Annotated in this window: 12 protein-coding genes; 5 read left to right on the forward strand and 7 right to left on the reverse strand. The window is 40.6% G+C overall.

The window, feature by feature from the left end; all coding sequences use genetic code 11:
• Positions 1-369 precede the first annotated feature (369 nt).
• The 7 genes from AC1TO4_RS17015 to dnaA all read right to left on the reverse strand — a co-directional run bounded on the left by AC1TO4_RS17015 (position 370) and on the right by dnaA (position 10442).
• A complete protein-coding gene (locus AC1TO4_RS17015; protein ID WP_482106279.1) occupies positions 370-1473 on the reverse strand; it encodes an HD-GYP domain-containing protein in 1104 nt (367 codons plus the stop codon).
• 133 nt (positions 1474-1606) lie between these two features.
• Complete coding sequence (gene gyrA / locus AC1TO4_RS17020) at positions 1607-4153, reverse strand: DNA gyrase subunit A (RefSeq protein ID WP_482106280.1); 2547 nt, start codon at positions 4151-4153, stop codon at positions 1607-1609.
• Positions 4154-4335: 182 nt separating this feature from the next.
• Positions 4336-6258 (reverse strand): DNA topoisomerase (ATP-hydrolyzing) subunit B, encoded by a 1923-nt coding sequence (gyrB, locus tag AC1TO4_RS17025; protein WP_482106281.1) that lies wholly within the window; start codon positions 6256-6258, stop codon positions 4336-4338.
• 79 nt (positions 6259-6337) lie between these two features.
• Positions 6338-7459 (reverse strand): DNA replication/repair protein RecF, encoded by a 1122-nt coding sequence (gene recF, locus AC1TO4_RS17030; RefSeq protein WP_482106282.1) that lies wholly within the window; start codon positions 7457-7459, stop codon positions 6338-6340.
• Positions 7449-7688 carry a S4 domain-containing protein YaaA gene (yaaA, locus tag AC1TO4_RS17035; RefSeq protein WP_482102610.1) on the reverse strand — a complete coding sequence of 80 codons (240 nt, stop codon included), beginning with the start codon at positions 7686-7688 and terminating at the stop codon, positions 7449-7451. The genes recF and yaaA overlap by 11 nt, the downstream gene beginning before the upstream one ends.
• A 99-nt stretch (positions 7689-7787) precedes the next feature.
• Positions 7788-8924: a DNA polymerase III subunit beta gene (gene dnaN, locus AC1TO4_RS17040; protein WP_482106283.1), complete on the reverse strand. Its 1137-nt coding sequence runs from the start codon at positions 8922-8924 to the stop codon at positions 7788-7790.
• Positions 8925-9092: 168 nt separating this feature from the next.
• The gene (dnaA, locus tag AC1TO4_RS17045) at positions 9093-10442 is read right to left on the reverse strand and encodes a chromosomal replication initiator protein DnaA (RefSeq protein WP_482102612.1); all 1350 of its coding nucleotides are present in this window, start codon (positions 10440-10442) and stop codon (positions 9093-9095) included.
• A gap of 504 nt (positions 10443-10946) precedes the next feature.
• Between dnaA and rpmH the strand changes: the two genes are divergently transcribed.
• The 5 genes from rpmH to mnmE all read left to right on the forward strand — a co-directional run bounded on the left by rpmH (position 10947) and on the right by mnmE (position 14716).
• Positions 10947-11081, forward strand: coding sequence for a 50S ribosomal protein L34 (gene rpmH / locus AC1TO4_RS17050; RefSeq protein ID WP_067204080.1), 135 nt, complete (start codon positions 10947-10949; stop codon positions 11079-11081).
• Positions 11082-11159: 78 nt separating this feature from the next.
• Positions 11160-11504, forward strand: coding sequence for a ribonuclease P protein component (gene rnpA, locus AC1TO4_RS17055; protein ID WP_482102613.1), 345 nt, complete (start codon positions 11160-11162; stop codon positions 11502-11504).
• Positions 11505-11587: 83 nt separating this feature from the next.
• Positions 11588-12352, forward strand: coding sequence for a membrane protein insertase YidC (gene yidC, locus AC1TO4_RS17060; RefSeq protein ID WP_482102614.1), 765 nt, complete (start codon positions 11588-11590; stop codon positions 12350-12352).
• A complete protein-coding gene (gene jag / locus AC1TO4_RS17065) occupies positions 12349-13128 on the forward strand; it encodes an RNA-binding cell elongation regulator Jag/EloR (protein WP_482102615.1) in 780 nt (259 codons plus the stop codon). Before yidC ends, jag begins: the two co-directional genes overlap by 4 nt.
• A gap of 202 nt (positions 13129-13330) precedes the next feature.
• Complete coding sequence (gene mnmE, locus AC1TO4_RS17070; RefSeq protein WP_482102616.1) at positions 13331-14716, forward strand: tRNA uridine-5-carboxymethylaminomethyl(34) synthesis GTPase MnmE; 1386 nt, start codon at positions 13331-13333, stop codon at positions 14714-14716.
• The last annotated feature ends 10 nt before the right edge of the window (positions 14717-14726 follow it).

Consider the following 14726-nt stretch of genomic DNA (forward strand, 5'->3'; position numbering starts at 1 on the left):
CTTACTTCGAAACGTTTTGCTCAAGTGCGTTCACACTCTCGCGATATCTCATTGATGTTTTGCTGTTCAGTTTTCAAGGTTCATTTGGCGAGGAACTAATTTACTTTCCTCTTTATTTGTTTGCCGCTTGTTTCAGTGGCAACTCTTATATCATACCAAGTTGCGTCGTCCGTGTCAACAACTTTCTTTAACTTCTTTTAAGTTGTTTTCAATATGTCGGATGTGCAACGTTATTAAATATAACATCTTATCTTGTTAATTGCAATGCTAGATTTAAAATAACTACACTTTCTTTTTAAATGGTACTGCAATGCGCTATCTAAAGGGTTTTTCGAGTCTACTAATCCAAAAACTTAGTACTCTCTTCTATTAGAGTACTTTTTCTATAGCTAGATGACGATTGATTGTTAAATCTAAAATAGAATTATCTTCAGTTATTTTAAGCATTGGCCGCAGTCTCGCATCTCGGTGGACAAATATAACCTCTCCTACCACGCCATTTGTCAGTTGTACTTTTGCTCCAATAGATAGATTCCCTACTATATCAAGTAATGCTTGTACGACTTTGATATCAAATTTTCCAAACTCTTCTTCTTTAATCATTTCAATTACCTTAAAAGGTGATTCCTTTGATCTGTATATCCTTTCAGATGTCATTGCGTGAAAGACGTCCGAAACGGCAAGGATTTGTGAATGAACAGAAACTTGATTCATCTTATCACCTCGCGGATAACCGCTACCATCCAGACGTTCATGATGTTGAAGAATCGCCAACTTCATTTCATGACGCAAAAGTGGCGTATCTTGAAGCATTTGATAGCTGTATATTGTGTGTTTTTTCACTTCATTAAACTCATCCTTCGTAAGGAATACTGCCTTCTCAGTTATTGACACTTCAATTTTTGACATTCCACAATCGGCTAACGTACCCGCAAGGCCCAGCTGTAAAATCTCTCCTTTGGGGAATCCGACTTGGGCACCAATGGCTGAAGCTAGTAACCCAACGGCTATAGAATGATGATACATATAGTCATCGGGATTTGAAAGTTCATTTAAAGCTGCTAATTTACCTTTCTGTTCACTCCAACTTTCCAATAAAGGTATGACCATTGAACGGACTTTTGCTATATCAGGACGAATGCCTGCACGCCATCCAAGAAATTCTTTTTTATACTTTTGGACAGCTTCACTATACTGTGTTTGTAAATCTGTCTGCTTCAAGGATGTTATCGTAAGAATTTCATCTGGATCCACTGTACCTTCACTGTCGTGTTCAAGCATTTCTTCTTTTTTAACGATTAAGCGTTCTTGAATTTTTACTTTTTTCACGCCAAATGCATTCAAAACTTCCAAGTGCTCTAAGGAGAGTTCTGTGCCCTTCCTAACAATCGGGTATCTCGTATTTACAAATATATCTTCACTTAGGATAATACCTGGACGTAGGTCACTTGTTTTTATATACGTTTCTGTCATTGATGTTACCTGCTTTCATCAGATAGTTATTTCTATTGTACTTTAAATATTTCAAACAAACGATAAAAAATAAAAAGGTTATTGAGACGGCCAACTTGGCCATTCCAATAACCTTTTACTATTTCTAGCTTTTTCACTCGTCATCCTCTATAGGCGACGATATATCATCTTCTGGTATTTCAGAAGGAGCTGTGTCTTCTTCCATACTACTGTTGTCGTTCTCTAGTTCTTCTAGTTCTTCTAGTTCTTCTTCTTCTTTTACAACTTTGGCAACAGTCGCAACAAGTTCATCTTCCCCTAAACGGATTAAACGGACTCCTTGTGTACTACGCCCAATAACAGAAATGTCTTCAATATCCATACGAATCAGAATGCCGTGAATTGTGATTAGCATGAGATCTTCAGTTCCATCTACTGTCTTCATCGAAACAAGTGTCCCATTTCGCTCTGTTACATTTAATGTTTTCAATCCGTAACCACCACGTGACTGGATACGATATTCATCTTCAGGTGTCCGTTTTCCGAACCCTTTTTCTGTTACGACTAAGATTTCATCGCCTTCATCTACTGTATCCATACCGACTACGATATCACCTGTTCTTAAACGGATACCGCGGACCCCGCCTGCTATACGACCCATTGAACGAATATCAGTCTCATTGAATTTAATTAACATTCCATCTTTCGTTCCGATAGCAATGTTTTCCTTACCGCTTGTCATTTTGACTTCAATAAGTTCATCATCACCACGAAGCGTGAGTGCAATTAACCCATTTGAACGGATATTGGCAAATTCAATCACAGGCGTACGTTTAACGACTCCATTACGAGTGGCAAAGAATAAGTAATCATCTTTCTCGAATACATCTACAGGAATCATTGCTGTTACTTTCTCATCTTTGTCGACGCCTAATAGGTTAATGATTGGCAACCCTTTAGCGGTCCGGCTGAATTCAGGTACTTGATAGCCTTTCGTACGGAATACCCGTCCTCTGCTCGTGAAGAACAAAATGGTATCGTGCGTTGACGTGTTCAAGAGGTGTTCTACGAAGTCGTCATCATTGGTACCCATACCTTGTATTCCACGGCCACCGCGTCGTTGGCTTCGATAAGTATTAGCAGGTAAACGTTTAATATAACCATTATGAGTAAGTGTCAATACAGAGTTTTCAACCGGGATCAGATCTTCATCCTCAATCATTTCAGCGCCGCCCAGTGTAATTTCCGTTCTGCGTTTGTCCTCAAAACGGGTTTTCACTTCCAGTAATTCCTCACGAATAATCTCAAGCAGTTTTGATTCATCTGCAAGAATGGCGCGCATTTCAGCCATAAAGACTAGGAGAGCTTCATATTCACTTTCAATTTTATCCCGTTCAAGTCCCGTTAATCGTTGAAGACGCATATCAAGAATGGCTTGGGCTTGACGATCAGATAAATTGAATTGATCCATCAATCCTGTTTTTGCCTCATCTGTTGTTTTCGATGAACGAATAAGCGTAATGATTCGGTCGATATTGTCTAGTGCAATACGGAGACCTTCTAGTATATGTGCGCGATCTTCTGCTTTTTTCAAGTCGTACATAGTACGTCTTCGGATAACAACTTTTTGGTGTTCAAGATAATGATATAGAATTTCCTTTAGTGCAAGTACTTTTGGTTGACCATCGACCAGTGCAAGCATATTGACACCAAAGCTTGACTGAAGTGCTGTCTGTTTGTACAAGTTATTCAATAGCACATTGGCATTTGCATCACGTCTGACTTCCATAACAATGCGCATTCCTGTTCGATCTGATTCATCCCGTAAATCAGTAATACCATCTATTTTCTTATCTCGTACTAGTTCAGCAATCTTTTCAATAAGGCGTGCCTTATTCACTTGGAATGGCAATTCATGTACAAGGATTGTTTCCTTGCCGTTGGACTGCTGTTCAATTTCAACTCTTCCGCGAATAATGACTGAACCCCGTCCCGTTTCATAAGCTTTTCGGATTCCACTACGCCCAAGAATGATCCCGCCTGTCGGAAAATCCGGACCAGGTATTATTTCCATCAATTCTTCAGTCGTAATAGCGGAGTTGTCAGCCAGCGCCAGGACAGCATCAATCGTTTCTCCAAGATGATGTGGCGGAATGTTTGTTGCCATACCAACGGCAATACCGGTTGTTCCATTGACAAGCAGATTTGGATAACGGCTTGGGAGAACTATCGGTTCTCTTTCCTGCCCATCGTAGTTATCTTGGTAATCCACTGTATCTTTATTGATATCGCGAAGAAGTTCCATAGCAATACGTGACATTCGTGATTCTGTGTAACGCATCGCAGCTGCACCGTCACCATCTACTGAACCAAAATTCCCGTGACCGTCGACGAGCATATAACGGTAGTTGAAATCCTGGGCCATCCGAACCATCGTGTCGTACACAGCACTATCACCATGGGGGTGATACTTACCGATAACGTCTCCGACGATACGTGCAGATTTCTTATGCGGTTTATCTGCGGTATTTCCAAGATCCTGCATTGCATACAGAATACGACGATGGACCGGCTTTAAACCATCCCTCACATCGGGGAGCGCACGTGAAACAATGACACTCATTGCATAATCGAGAAATGAGGTCTTCATTTCTGTACTAATGTTAATCCCCTTTACACCACGTTGAGGCATATCTGCCATGTTATTAGACTCCTTTCAACTCATAAATCCGTAACGATAAAATTAAATTACCTAATGAATCCACTGCGGCGCAAGGGGATGCCTCCCGCTGTAAGCCAAGCAGTTTTAGCTAACCCTTGTAAGGCGCTTACGCTATATTTATACAAAACGAGTTCCATTTGACTTTTGGTTTAGCTAACTTATCAGGTATCTATATTTTTCACATACATTGCATTTTCTTCAATGAATTTACGTCGCGGTTCGACTTCATCTCCCATAAGCTGCTGGAATGTCGAATCCGCGTCGAATGCGTCTTCAAGATGAACTTGAAGCAATGTACGTTGATCAGGATCCATTGTTGTATCCCACAATTGTGTTGCATCCATTTCTCCTAGACCCTTATACCGTGTAATGACAGGTTTAGGCATAGCCGGGAGCCGTCCAATAATTTCTTGGAGTTCTTCCTCAGTGTAGCAATACTCCTGAGTTTTCCCTTGTTTCACACGATAAAGAGGTGGCTGGGCAATATACACATACCCCGCCTCAATAAGCGGTCGCATAAAGCGGAAGAAAAAGGTTAAAAGAAGAGTACGAATGTGAGCACCATCGACGTCTGCATCAGTCATAATAACAAGTTTATGATAACGTGCCTTAGCAAGATCAAATTCTTCTCCGATGCCAGTGCCTAGAGCTGTAATCATTGCACGAATTTCCAAGTTACCTAAAATCCGATCAAGACGTGCCTTTTCAACATTCAAGATTTTGCCTCGAAGTGGAAGAATTGCTTGGAAGTGTCGGTCGCGTCCCATTTTAGCTGAACCACCGGCCGAGTCACCTTCAACGATATACAGTTCACTTATAGCTGGATCACGTGAAGAGCAGTCCGCCAATTTCCCTGGAAGGCTTGATACTTCAAGTGCAGACTTTCTGCGTGTAAATTCACGCGCATTTTTCGCTGCAAGACGGGCACGTGCTGCCATGAGACTTTTATCGATAATTTGACGCGATGTTGTTGGATTTTCAAGCAGGAACCTTTGGAATCCTTCAGAAAATAGTGAGTTGGTAATTGTACTCACTTCAGAGTTACCGAGTTTCGTTTTAGTCTGTCCTTCAAATTGCGGGTCAGGGTGTTTAATCGAAATAATAGCAGTTAATCCTTCACGTACATCGTCGCCTGATAAGTTTGGATCGGCTTCTTTCAATACACCGTTCTTCCTTGCATAGTCATTGATGACACGTGTCAAGGCTGTCTTAAAACCTGATTCATGCGTACCGCCCTCGTATGTGTTGATGTTATTGGCGAATGAAAACAGACTCTCTGCGTAGCCGCTATTGTATTGCATTGCAATTTCAATTGAAATACCATCTTTTTCACCTTCAACGAAAATCGGTTCATCATGAATAGGCTCTTTGTTTTTGTTCAAATGTTCTACGTATGACTTGATGCCGCCTTCGTAGTAATAAACGTCGCTTCGCTCTTCTTCGCTGCGCTTATCTGTAATCGTAATCCGAAGACTGCGGTTGAGATACGCAAGTTCGCGAAGGCGATGCGCTAAAATTTCATACTCATATGTTGTTGTTTCTGTAAAGATTTCAGGGTCTGCTTTAAAGCGGATTCTTGATCCAGTTTCATCAGTTTTACCGATTACACTTAGTTCTTTGGTTACTGCACCACGTTGAAACTCGATGAAATGAACTTCACCATCACGTCTAACGAATACCTCTGTCGTCTCGGACAATGCATTTACAACAGATGCGCCAACGCCGTGCAAACCGCCCGAAACTTTGTAGCCTCCGCCACCAAATTTACCGCCTGCATGAAGTACCGTCATAATAACTTCAACTGCTGGTCTGCCTGTTGACTCCTGAGTACCTACCGGAATTCCCCGACCATTGTCGTCGACACAAATCCAATCGTCTTTTTCCATCGTTACTTCAATATGGTCACAGTAACCTGCAAGAGCCTCATCAATACTATTGTCAACAATTTCCCATACTAAATGGTGAAGTCCTCTAGAACTCGTTGTCCCGATATACATACCTGGACGTTTGCGGACAGCTTCCAATCCTTCTAAGACTTGGATTTGATTTTCATCATAGGCCATCTGCATATCTTTCTCTTCCATTGCCAAACTGTTCACCTTTCCTTTCAGAACGTCTAACACTTTTATAACCTGAATTTATAAAACAGGATTACTGCAATTGTCAATCATCTTTTCTGGCCACTTCACCCGCTGTTACTTCAAATATATCTGCTTGGCGAATTGTGTCATGGTCGATTCCCGCTACGTTCGTCGTAGTAACAATTGTCTGCACTTCTCCTTGAATTGTGTTTAAAAGATGAGATTGCCGGTAATCGTCAAGTTCGGATAAAACATCATCAAGAAGAAGAATGGGTGTTTCTCCAACTTCTTGCTTGACGAGTTCGATTTCCGCAAGTTTAAGGGACAGTGCTGTTGTCCGCTGCTGTCCCTGCGATCCATACGTTTGGATGTCATAACCGTTGACAATAAAGTGGAGATCGTCTCTGTGCGGTCCAATTAATGTCATACCTCTATCCAGCTCGCGTTGTCTCACTTCAAGCAAGCGCTGGCCCACTATTGACTGCATCTGTTCCACAGTCTGTCCGGAATCGAGTTCTTTTAGCGTTCCATATGAAACTTTAAGAAATTCGATACCACGGGAAATGCCTTTGTGGATTGGTTCAGCCCATTTCTGCAAAAGTTCCATAAAATAAAACCGTTTGCGAATAATTTGAACGGCCAATTGAATATACTGTTCTGTATAAATATCAAACATGACATCATTGAGTATCGATTTACCCCGATTGTCTTTTAAAATGGCATTACGTTGTTTCAATATCTTTTGAAATGTTAAGAGATCGTGTAAATAAGTTGGAGAAATTTGTCCGATTTCCATGTCTAAAAACCGTCTTCTCACCTGGGGACTGCCCTTTACAAGATTCAAATCTTCCGGAGCGAACATGACGACATTTAATTGACCGATGTACAAGCTAAGGCGTTTCTGTTCAAGATGATTAACTCGCGCTTTCTTGCCCTTTTTAGAAATAACTAATTCTAACGGTAGTCGTCCGTACTTACGCTGTATGTCCCCTTCTAGTTTACCATATTCTTGTTCCCAACGTATCAATTCACGATCATTGGATGTTCTATGCGATTTTGCCATGGAGAGGACATAGATGGCTTCCATGATGTTTGTTTTACCTTGGGCATTTTCGCCGATTAATACATTAATTTGCGGTGAAAATGAAAGTTCGAGTGATTCATAATTCCGGAAATCAGTTAGTGCCAGACGTTCAATATGCATCCGTTTGACCGTCTAATTGTCCAATTACTTTATATGTGCCTACGTCAGGGATTTTGATAATATCTCCGTCACGAAGTTTCTTTCCTCGGCGCTGTTCCTCCTCACCGTTGACATAAACAATGTTTTCTTCTAGGAACCATTTGGACATGCCGCCGGAACTGATTAAGTCAGTCATCTTTAATAATTGTCCAAGTGTTATATATTCTGTGTCGATTGTTACATTTTCCAATGCTTCTCAACCCTTCGTCAGTTAGTTTATCCTTCTATTTTAGCTGATTTTCGATCGTAAGTAAAAAGGATAGTCAAATTAGTGACTATCCTTCAAAAATCAGTATGTCCTTACAGGGAGTATTAATTGCAGAATCGAGTCGTCGTCAACCGATTTCAAGATGAATGGGCGCATCGCCCCTGTAAATTGAATGGTTACATCCTGCCCATCGATTGCTTTCAATGCATCCATCATATATTTGGCACTAAATGAGATATTCAGTCCTTCGCCTATTACTCCGATTGCTTCTACCAATTCTTCAACTTTCCCCACTTCAGGAGAATTCGAAGAGATTTCGATGACTTTCCCTTCATCTGCTGAGAAGCGGACAATGTTATTCCTTTCTTCTCGTGCGAGCAGTGATGCCCGGTCAATCGCTTGTAGAAGAAGTTTCCCATTCACCGTCACCGATGTTTTGTATTCCAAAGGGATGAGTCGTGAAGTATCTGGGTAATTGCCTTCAAGTAAACGTGAATAAAATAATACACCACGTGTTTTAAATAAAACTTGTTGATCGGCAATAACGATTTCCACTAGTTCAGCATTGTCAGGAAGAATTTTATTTAATTCTTGTAGACTTTTACCTGGGATAACTACACTGAATGGAACTTCCGGCATTTCTTCGGGAATTGTCAATCTTCTTGCCAATCGGTGGCTATCTGTAGCGACACAAGCAAGTCCTCCATCTTTTGCTTCCCAGTGAACCCCTGTCAAAATTGGTCTTGTTTCTTGTTGAGAAACCGCGAAAACCGTTTCACGAATGATGGATTTCATTAAATCTGCAGGCAATGAAAACATATACTCATCTTTTACATTCGGCAGTATCGGATAGTCTTCCGGATCTAATCCAATTAGATGGAATTCCGACTTCCCTGATTGAATATGTGTTTGAAGTCCATTAGTAACTTGGATAGTTACGTCATTCGTCGGGAGTTTTCGTACAATTTCGCTAAAAACTTTAGCTTGCAGCACAATACTGCCTTTCTCCATGACTTGAATAATTTGTTCCCCGTTATCTTCAACAGGTATGAATGTACAAATCGTTATATCGGAATCGCTACCTGTTAAAGTCATTCCTTTTTCGTCCACTTCAATTTTGATACCTGTCAAAATTGGGATCGCTACTTTTTGACTTATGGCTTTCATTACATCGCTTAATCCGTCAAGCAGCTTGTCTCTCATAATCTCAAATTTCATTCTGTAACCTCGCTTAGTATATATATTATTAGTTATTAATAGATAGTAGTAATAGTAGTAGGGCCTGTGGATATGTTCATAAGTCTCTTTTCCCTAGTTGCTCGAACGTTTTGCACATGTGTATAACATGTGCAAGTTTTGTATTCTCTATTCTACGTTATCCACAACTCATCCTCTGCCAAGCACATTACGAATATCTTGAACATCCTGTTGAAGTGCTTGTTCTTCTTTCAACATTTTCCTGATTTTCTCATGTGCATGAATAACAGTTGAATGATCACGACCTCCGAATTCAGATCCGATTTTAGGCAAGGAAAAGTCCGTAAGTTCTCTGGATAGGAACATGGCAACTTGTCTTGGAAATGCAATTGCTCGTGTTCTTTTCTTGGCTGTGAAGTCCTCTAATCGAATATTGAAATGCTCTCCAACAGCTTTTTGAATATCGAGAATCGTTACTACACGCGGTCGGGAATTGGGAATGATATCTTTTAATGCCTCAGCAGCAAGATCCGTATTAATATCCGAATTAACCAAAGATGAATAGGCAACAACACGTATAAGTGCGCCTTCAAGTTCACGTATGTTTGAATCTATCTGGTTTGCAATGTATAGCATAACCTCATTCGGGATATCAATAAGCCCATCAGCTTTCGCTTTTTTGCGCAAAATTGCAATCCGTGTTTCCAAATCCGGAGGAGCTATATCTGTAATAAGACCCCATTCAAAGCGGGATCTGAGCCTGTCTTCAAGGGTTGGTATCTCTTTTGGAGGACGGTCACTTGAAATGACAATCTGTTTTGACTCTTCGTGGAGAGTATTGAACGTATGGAAGAATTCTTCTTGTGTTTGTTCTTTTCCGGCTAGGAATTGAATATCATCAATTAAGAGCACGTCCACACTCCGGTATCGATCTCGGAATTCAACGGCCTTGTTATCGCGAATGGAGTTGATGAATTCATTCGTGAATTTTTCAGACGATAAATACATAACTTTTGCCGATGGATTTTGTTCAAGCACATAATGACCGATTGCATGCATTAAGTGAGTTTTTCCAAGCCCGACACCACCATAGATAAACAGTGGATTATAAGCTTTTGCAGGGGCTTCAGCCACAGCGAGCGATGCTGCGTGGGCAAAACGGTTACCTGAACCGATGACGAAAGTATCGAATGTATACTTTAGATTAAGCATACCTGGAGCTGAGGTTAGTGGAACCTTTTCTATTGGTTTAACAGTAGGTTTGGGAAGCATAAAATCATTTTCTTCCATATTTTTAGGGACGACAAACTGAATGATCCGGTCTTCTCCGGTCAGTTCCGATAGAATTCCAGTAATTAGATGTACGTAGTGGTTTTCCAGCCAATCTTTAGCGAATGAATTGGGTGCTGCGATGGTGACATTCTCTTCGCCGTAGGACATTAGCTTCGTGGACTTCAACCAAGTTTCGAAACTGGGCCTTGAAATTTTCTGTTCCACTTTTGATAATACTTCAATCCATAGTTCTTCCAAATGTTCCAAACGTGTGCCTCCTTTGCAGTGTAAATAAAAAGCCTGAAGATATGTATTATACACAGTTTCCACTTACGTGGATAACTTTCATACAAAAGTGTTGAAAAAAGTATCCACAATGTATTAACAACTGTGGATAACAAAATCGTTATAAAAATATGTGCACAACAAATACAATTCATTGTAACAGGAAAAACGATGGATTACAAGGAATCTTAAACCTTATCCACAGCATGTACAGATGTGGATGAAACCTTTATCCACAGGCATTGATATGTGAAAAAGCTGTCGATAAGAAGTGTGCATAAAAATATGCCCTGAAAAACTATCAACACTCAACTTCTCTATGGCCTAGAGAAACCGTGGATAACTTCCGGGACAAAAATCAATAGATATAATTAGGCAGAATCTCTGTTGAATAAAAAAAGGTTGACTTTTGTGATGGAAAACCGATATACTATTCAAGACTGTCACAGCAATTAAGGACAATCAATGCAGGAGGTGTCTTAAAAGATGAAACGTACTTACCAACCAAATAAACGTAAGCGTAGTAAAGTTCACGGTTTCCGTGAGAGAATGAGCACGAAAAGCGGACGCAGAATTCTTGCAGCTCGTCGTCGTAAAGGAAGAAAAGTGCTATCAGCATAAGGCCACTGACATTCAGTGGTCTTTTTTCTTGTTTATAATGAAGAACTATAATCATAGATGACGGAGCAGGTGGAATAGATGAACAAACGTCAACGGATAAAGAAAAATGAGGAATTTCAAGAAGTATTTAAAAAAGGGAAGTCGTTTGCCAATCGGCAATTCGTTGTGTACTCCTATAGGAAGGAAGACCAGTCCGAATTTAGGATTGGCTTGTCAGTCAGTAAAAAGGTAGGCAATGCAGTAGCCCGAAATAGGATTAAGCGGTATTTAAGACAATCCTTCTTGGAAATGAAAGATGAACTGCGAAATGACATGGATTATGTCATCATCGCCAGACATCAGGCTGCCACATTGGATTTTCATGAAACGAAGAAAAGTTTACAGCATGTCTTACGTATTTCAAAAGTGTTAAAGAAGAAGTAGAAGGAAACCTATGGACATGATAAACTGAAATTATTGGCCAATGGGCTATCTAATTGAATAAGATAAGATTTGGGGGAACTGATTTGAAAAAGAAATTAGCGTTAATCCTCATACTGACAGCATTGTCGGTATTTCTTGCGGGATGTTCGGAGTTCCAACAACCTATTTACGAGGACAGTGAAGGGTTCTGGAATAAATTTGTCGTTTGGCCGTTAGTTTCTTTAATAACGACATTCAAAGAGTTACTCGGAACATACGGTTACGGAATTGTTGCGGTTACGATCATCATCCGACTTGTCTTGCTTCCATTAATGATCAAACAGACACAGAGTTCAAAACGGATGCAGGAAATACAACCCGAACTGAAAGCTCTAAAAGAGAAATTCAAATCCAAAGATGCAGTCACTCAACAAAAGTACCGTGAAGAAACGCAAAAACTCATGTCAGAACGAAAAATCAATCCTGTTGCAGGCTGTTTGCCAGTTCTCATTCAAATGCCAATTCTTTTCGGCTTCTATCACGCTATCAGCCGAATGAATGTAACCTATGATATTGGGAACTTTATGTGGTTTGAACTTGCAGCGCCAAGTATTACACTTTCAATTTTAGCTGGAGCCATGCAGTTCATCGTTCTGCGTACTGGTCCTGCAATGGACAACCCCCAGATGAAAGTAATGATGTACATTATGCCGTTCATGATTATGATCTTTGGTGCATTCTTGCCGGCAGCACTTTCACTTTACTGGGTAATCGGTAATATCATTTCAATCATCCAAAATATCTTCATTTACAAACCATTTAAGAAAAAAGAAGTGGAACCTGTAAAAGTGGGAGGGAAACGGAAATGACAAGGATGACGCGAAGGGGAGCCACTGTTGAAATAGCGATTTCATCGGCATTAACAGCACTTGGAGTTACGCGGGATGAAGTAGAAGTCGAAGTGATCAATCAGGGAAAAAAAGGTTTTCTTGGTTTCGGTGTAAAAGAGGCTGAAGTGGCCGTAACCATTATAAATGTTGAAGAACCTTCCGTCCCTGAAAAAGTGACATTGTTCGAGGAAGCAAACCCTATAAAGGATGTTCTGCTGACCGATATGGAACTTACTACCGATGAATCCATTGGTAAATCTGCTATTGAAATAGAAAAAGTACAAGTTGAAGGACTTCCTGATGAAATAGCCGTCGATGAGACGAAGCACTATTTAACAAAGGTTGCGACTGCAATGGGTATAGATGATATTCAAGTAAATCATGTAATTGAAGGCAAATATGTCACTTTCCATATGGAAAGTGCAAAAGCTGCGCTACTTATAGGTAAGCGCGGGCAAACTTTAAACGCAATTCAACAATTAGCGCAATTAGTCACGAATAAGTCATCCAGTCAATTCAAAGTTGTCCGGGTGGATGTAGGTGATTACCGGGAGCGGCGTGAACAATCACTTGAACAATTGGCTGATCGCATGGCCGACAAAGCAGTCCGAACAGGTCGAAAAGTACAACTCGAGCCAATGGCTTCCTATGAGAGAAAAGTAATTCATAATGCTTTATCAAGACGATTGGATATTGAAACATATTCAGAAGGCGTTGATCCTTACAGGTATCTTGTCATTGAATCAGTTAGATAATAAAATAAAGTCCCGCAAAAGACGGATCCTGTCTCTGCGGGACTTTTTCATGGATTCGTTTTAATATCGAAAACACTTATCCACAAAAAAACACTTACACCGCTATGAGAATGAACAGATTTGTGATAATATATTATGTTAGATAGTCGTGTCCGAAATAGGTTATCCACATGTGCGTAACCAAGCCAGGAAGGTGAATTTCATGCATTTTGATACAATAGCCGCCATTTCCACTCCGATGGGGGAAGGCGCAATTGCCATCGTCAGGTTAAGTGGGGATGAAGCTGTCCAAATTGCGGATCAAATTTTTCGTTCGCCGTCCGGCAAGAGGCTGAAAGAAGAATCATCACATACAATTCATTACGGACATTTAATCGATCCGGGAACAAATGAAACGATTGAAGAAGTAATGGTTTCTCTTATGAAAGCACCAAAAACATTTACCCGTGAAGATGTAATTGAAATAAATTGCCACGGCGGAATCGTCGCGGTTACTCGTGTTCTTAGACTTGTTCTAAAAGAAGGTGCTCGTCTTGCCGAACCGGGAGAATTTACAAAACGGGCATTTCTTAATGGTCGGGTCGACCTATCACAAGCGGAAGCGGTCATGGACTTAATCCGTTCGAAGACAGACCGGGCAATGGATGTTGCGCTCAATCAGATGGAAGGAAAACTTTCACGATTGATCGGGGAATTAAGACAAGCGCTTATCGAAACGTTAGCGCAAGTTGAAGTAAATATTGATTACCCTGAATACGATGACGTCGAAGAAATGACAATTCCGCTTATGATTGAAAAAAGTACATGGGTGAGAAATGAAATTGATAAGTTATTACTTACTTCATCCCAAGGGAAAATTCTTCGAGAAGGCCTGTCTACGGTTATCATTGGGAGGCCAAACGTAGGGAAGTCCTCCTTGCTAAATAGCATCATTCAAGAAAATAAAGCGATTGTAACTGACATAGCGGGGACAACGCGTGATATTATTGAAGAGTACGTTAATGTACGGGGTGTTCCGCTTCGTCTTGTTGATACAGCCGGAATCAGAGAAACGGAAGACATCGTGGAACGAATCGGTGTCGAAAGATCCAGGAAAGTGTTGAAAGAAGCAGATTTAATTCTGCTTGTACTAAACAGTTCTGAAGAGCTTTCTATAGAAGATGAACGCCTATTTGAAACGGTAAAAGGAATGGATACGATTTTTGTTATTAACAAAACCGATCTTCCGCAAAGAATTGATATGCAAAAAGTGATGGAACATGCCGGAACAGGCAAAGTTGTCACAACCTCCCTTTTAAAAGACGAAGGGGTGGATGAATTGGAAGAAGCAATTGCTGGACTCTTTTTCGAAGGAAATCTTGAGTCAGGCGATTTCACATACGTTTCAAACGCAAGACATATCGCACTGTTGCACAACGCACGTGCCACAATTGAAGACGCACTCGCGGCTGCAGAAGCAGGCGTTCCAGTCGATATGATTCAAATTGATGTCACTAGAACTTGGGAAATTCTCGGAGAAATTATCGGGGATACAGTCCAAGATGGTTTAATCAATGAACTTTTCTCTCAGTTTTGCCTCGGAAAATAAAAAATAGAAG

Source organism: Sporosarcina sp. Y838, assembly GCF_056786515.1.

Coding starts and splice junctions, on each gene's coding strand:
- AC1TO4_RS17015 (WP_482106279.1), bottom strand. CDS start 1,473: ATGACAGAAACGTATATAAAAACAAGTGACCTACGTCCAGGTATTATC.
- gyrA (WP_482106280.1), bottom strand. CDS start 4,153: ATGGCAGATATGCCTCAACGTGGTGTAAAGGGGATTAACATTAGTACA.
- gyrB (WP_482106281.1), bottom strand. CDS start 6,258: ATGGAAGAGAAAGATATGCAGATGGCCTATGATGAAAATCAAATCCAA.
- recF (WP_482106282.1), bottom strand. CDS start 7,459: ATGCATATTGAACGTCTGGCACTAACTGATTTCCGGAATTATGAATCA.
- dnaN (WP_482106283.1), bottom strand. CDS start 8,924: ATGAAATTTGAGATTATGAGAGACAAGCTGCTTGACGGATTAAGCGAT.
- rpmH (WP_067204080.1), top strand. CDS start 10,947: ATGAAACGTACTTACCAACCAAATAAACGTAAGCGTAGTAAAGTTCAC.
- rnpA (WP_482102613.1), top strand. CDS start 11,160: ATGAACAAACGTCAACGGATAAAGAAAAATGAGGAATTTCAAGAAGTA.
- jag (WP_482102615.1), top strand. CDS start 12,349: ATGACAAGGATGACGCGAAGGGGAGCCACTGTTGAAATAGCGATTTCA.
- mnmE (WP_482102616.1), top strand. CDS start 13,331: ATGCATTTTGATACAATAGCCGCCATTTCCACTCCGATGGGGGAAGGC.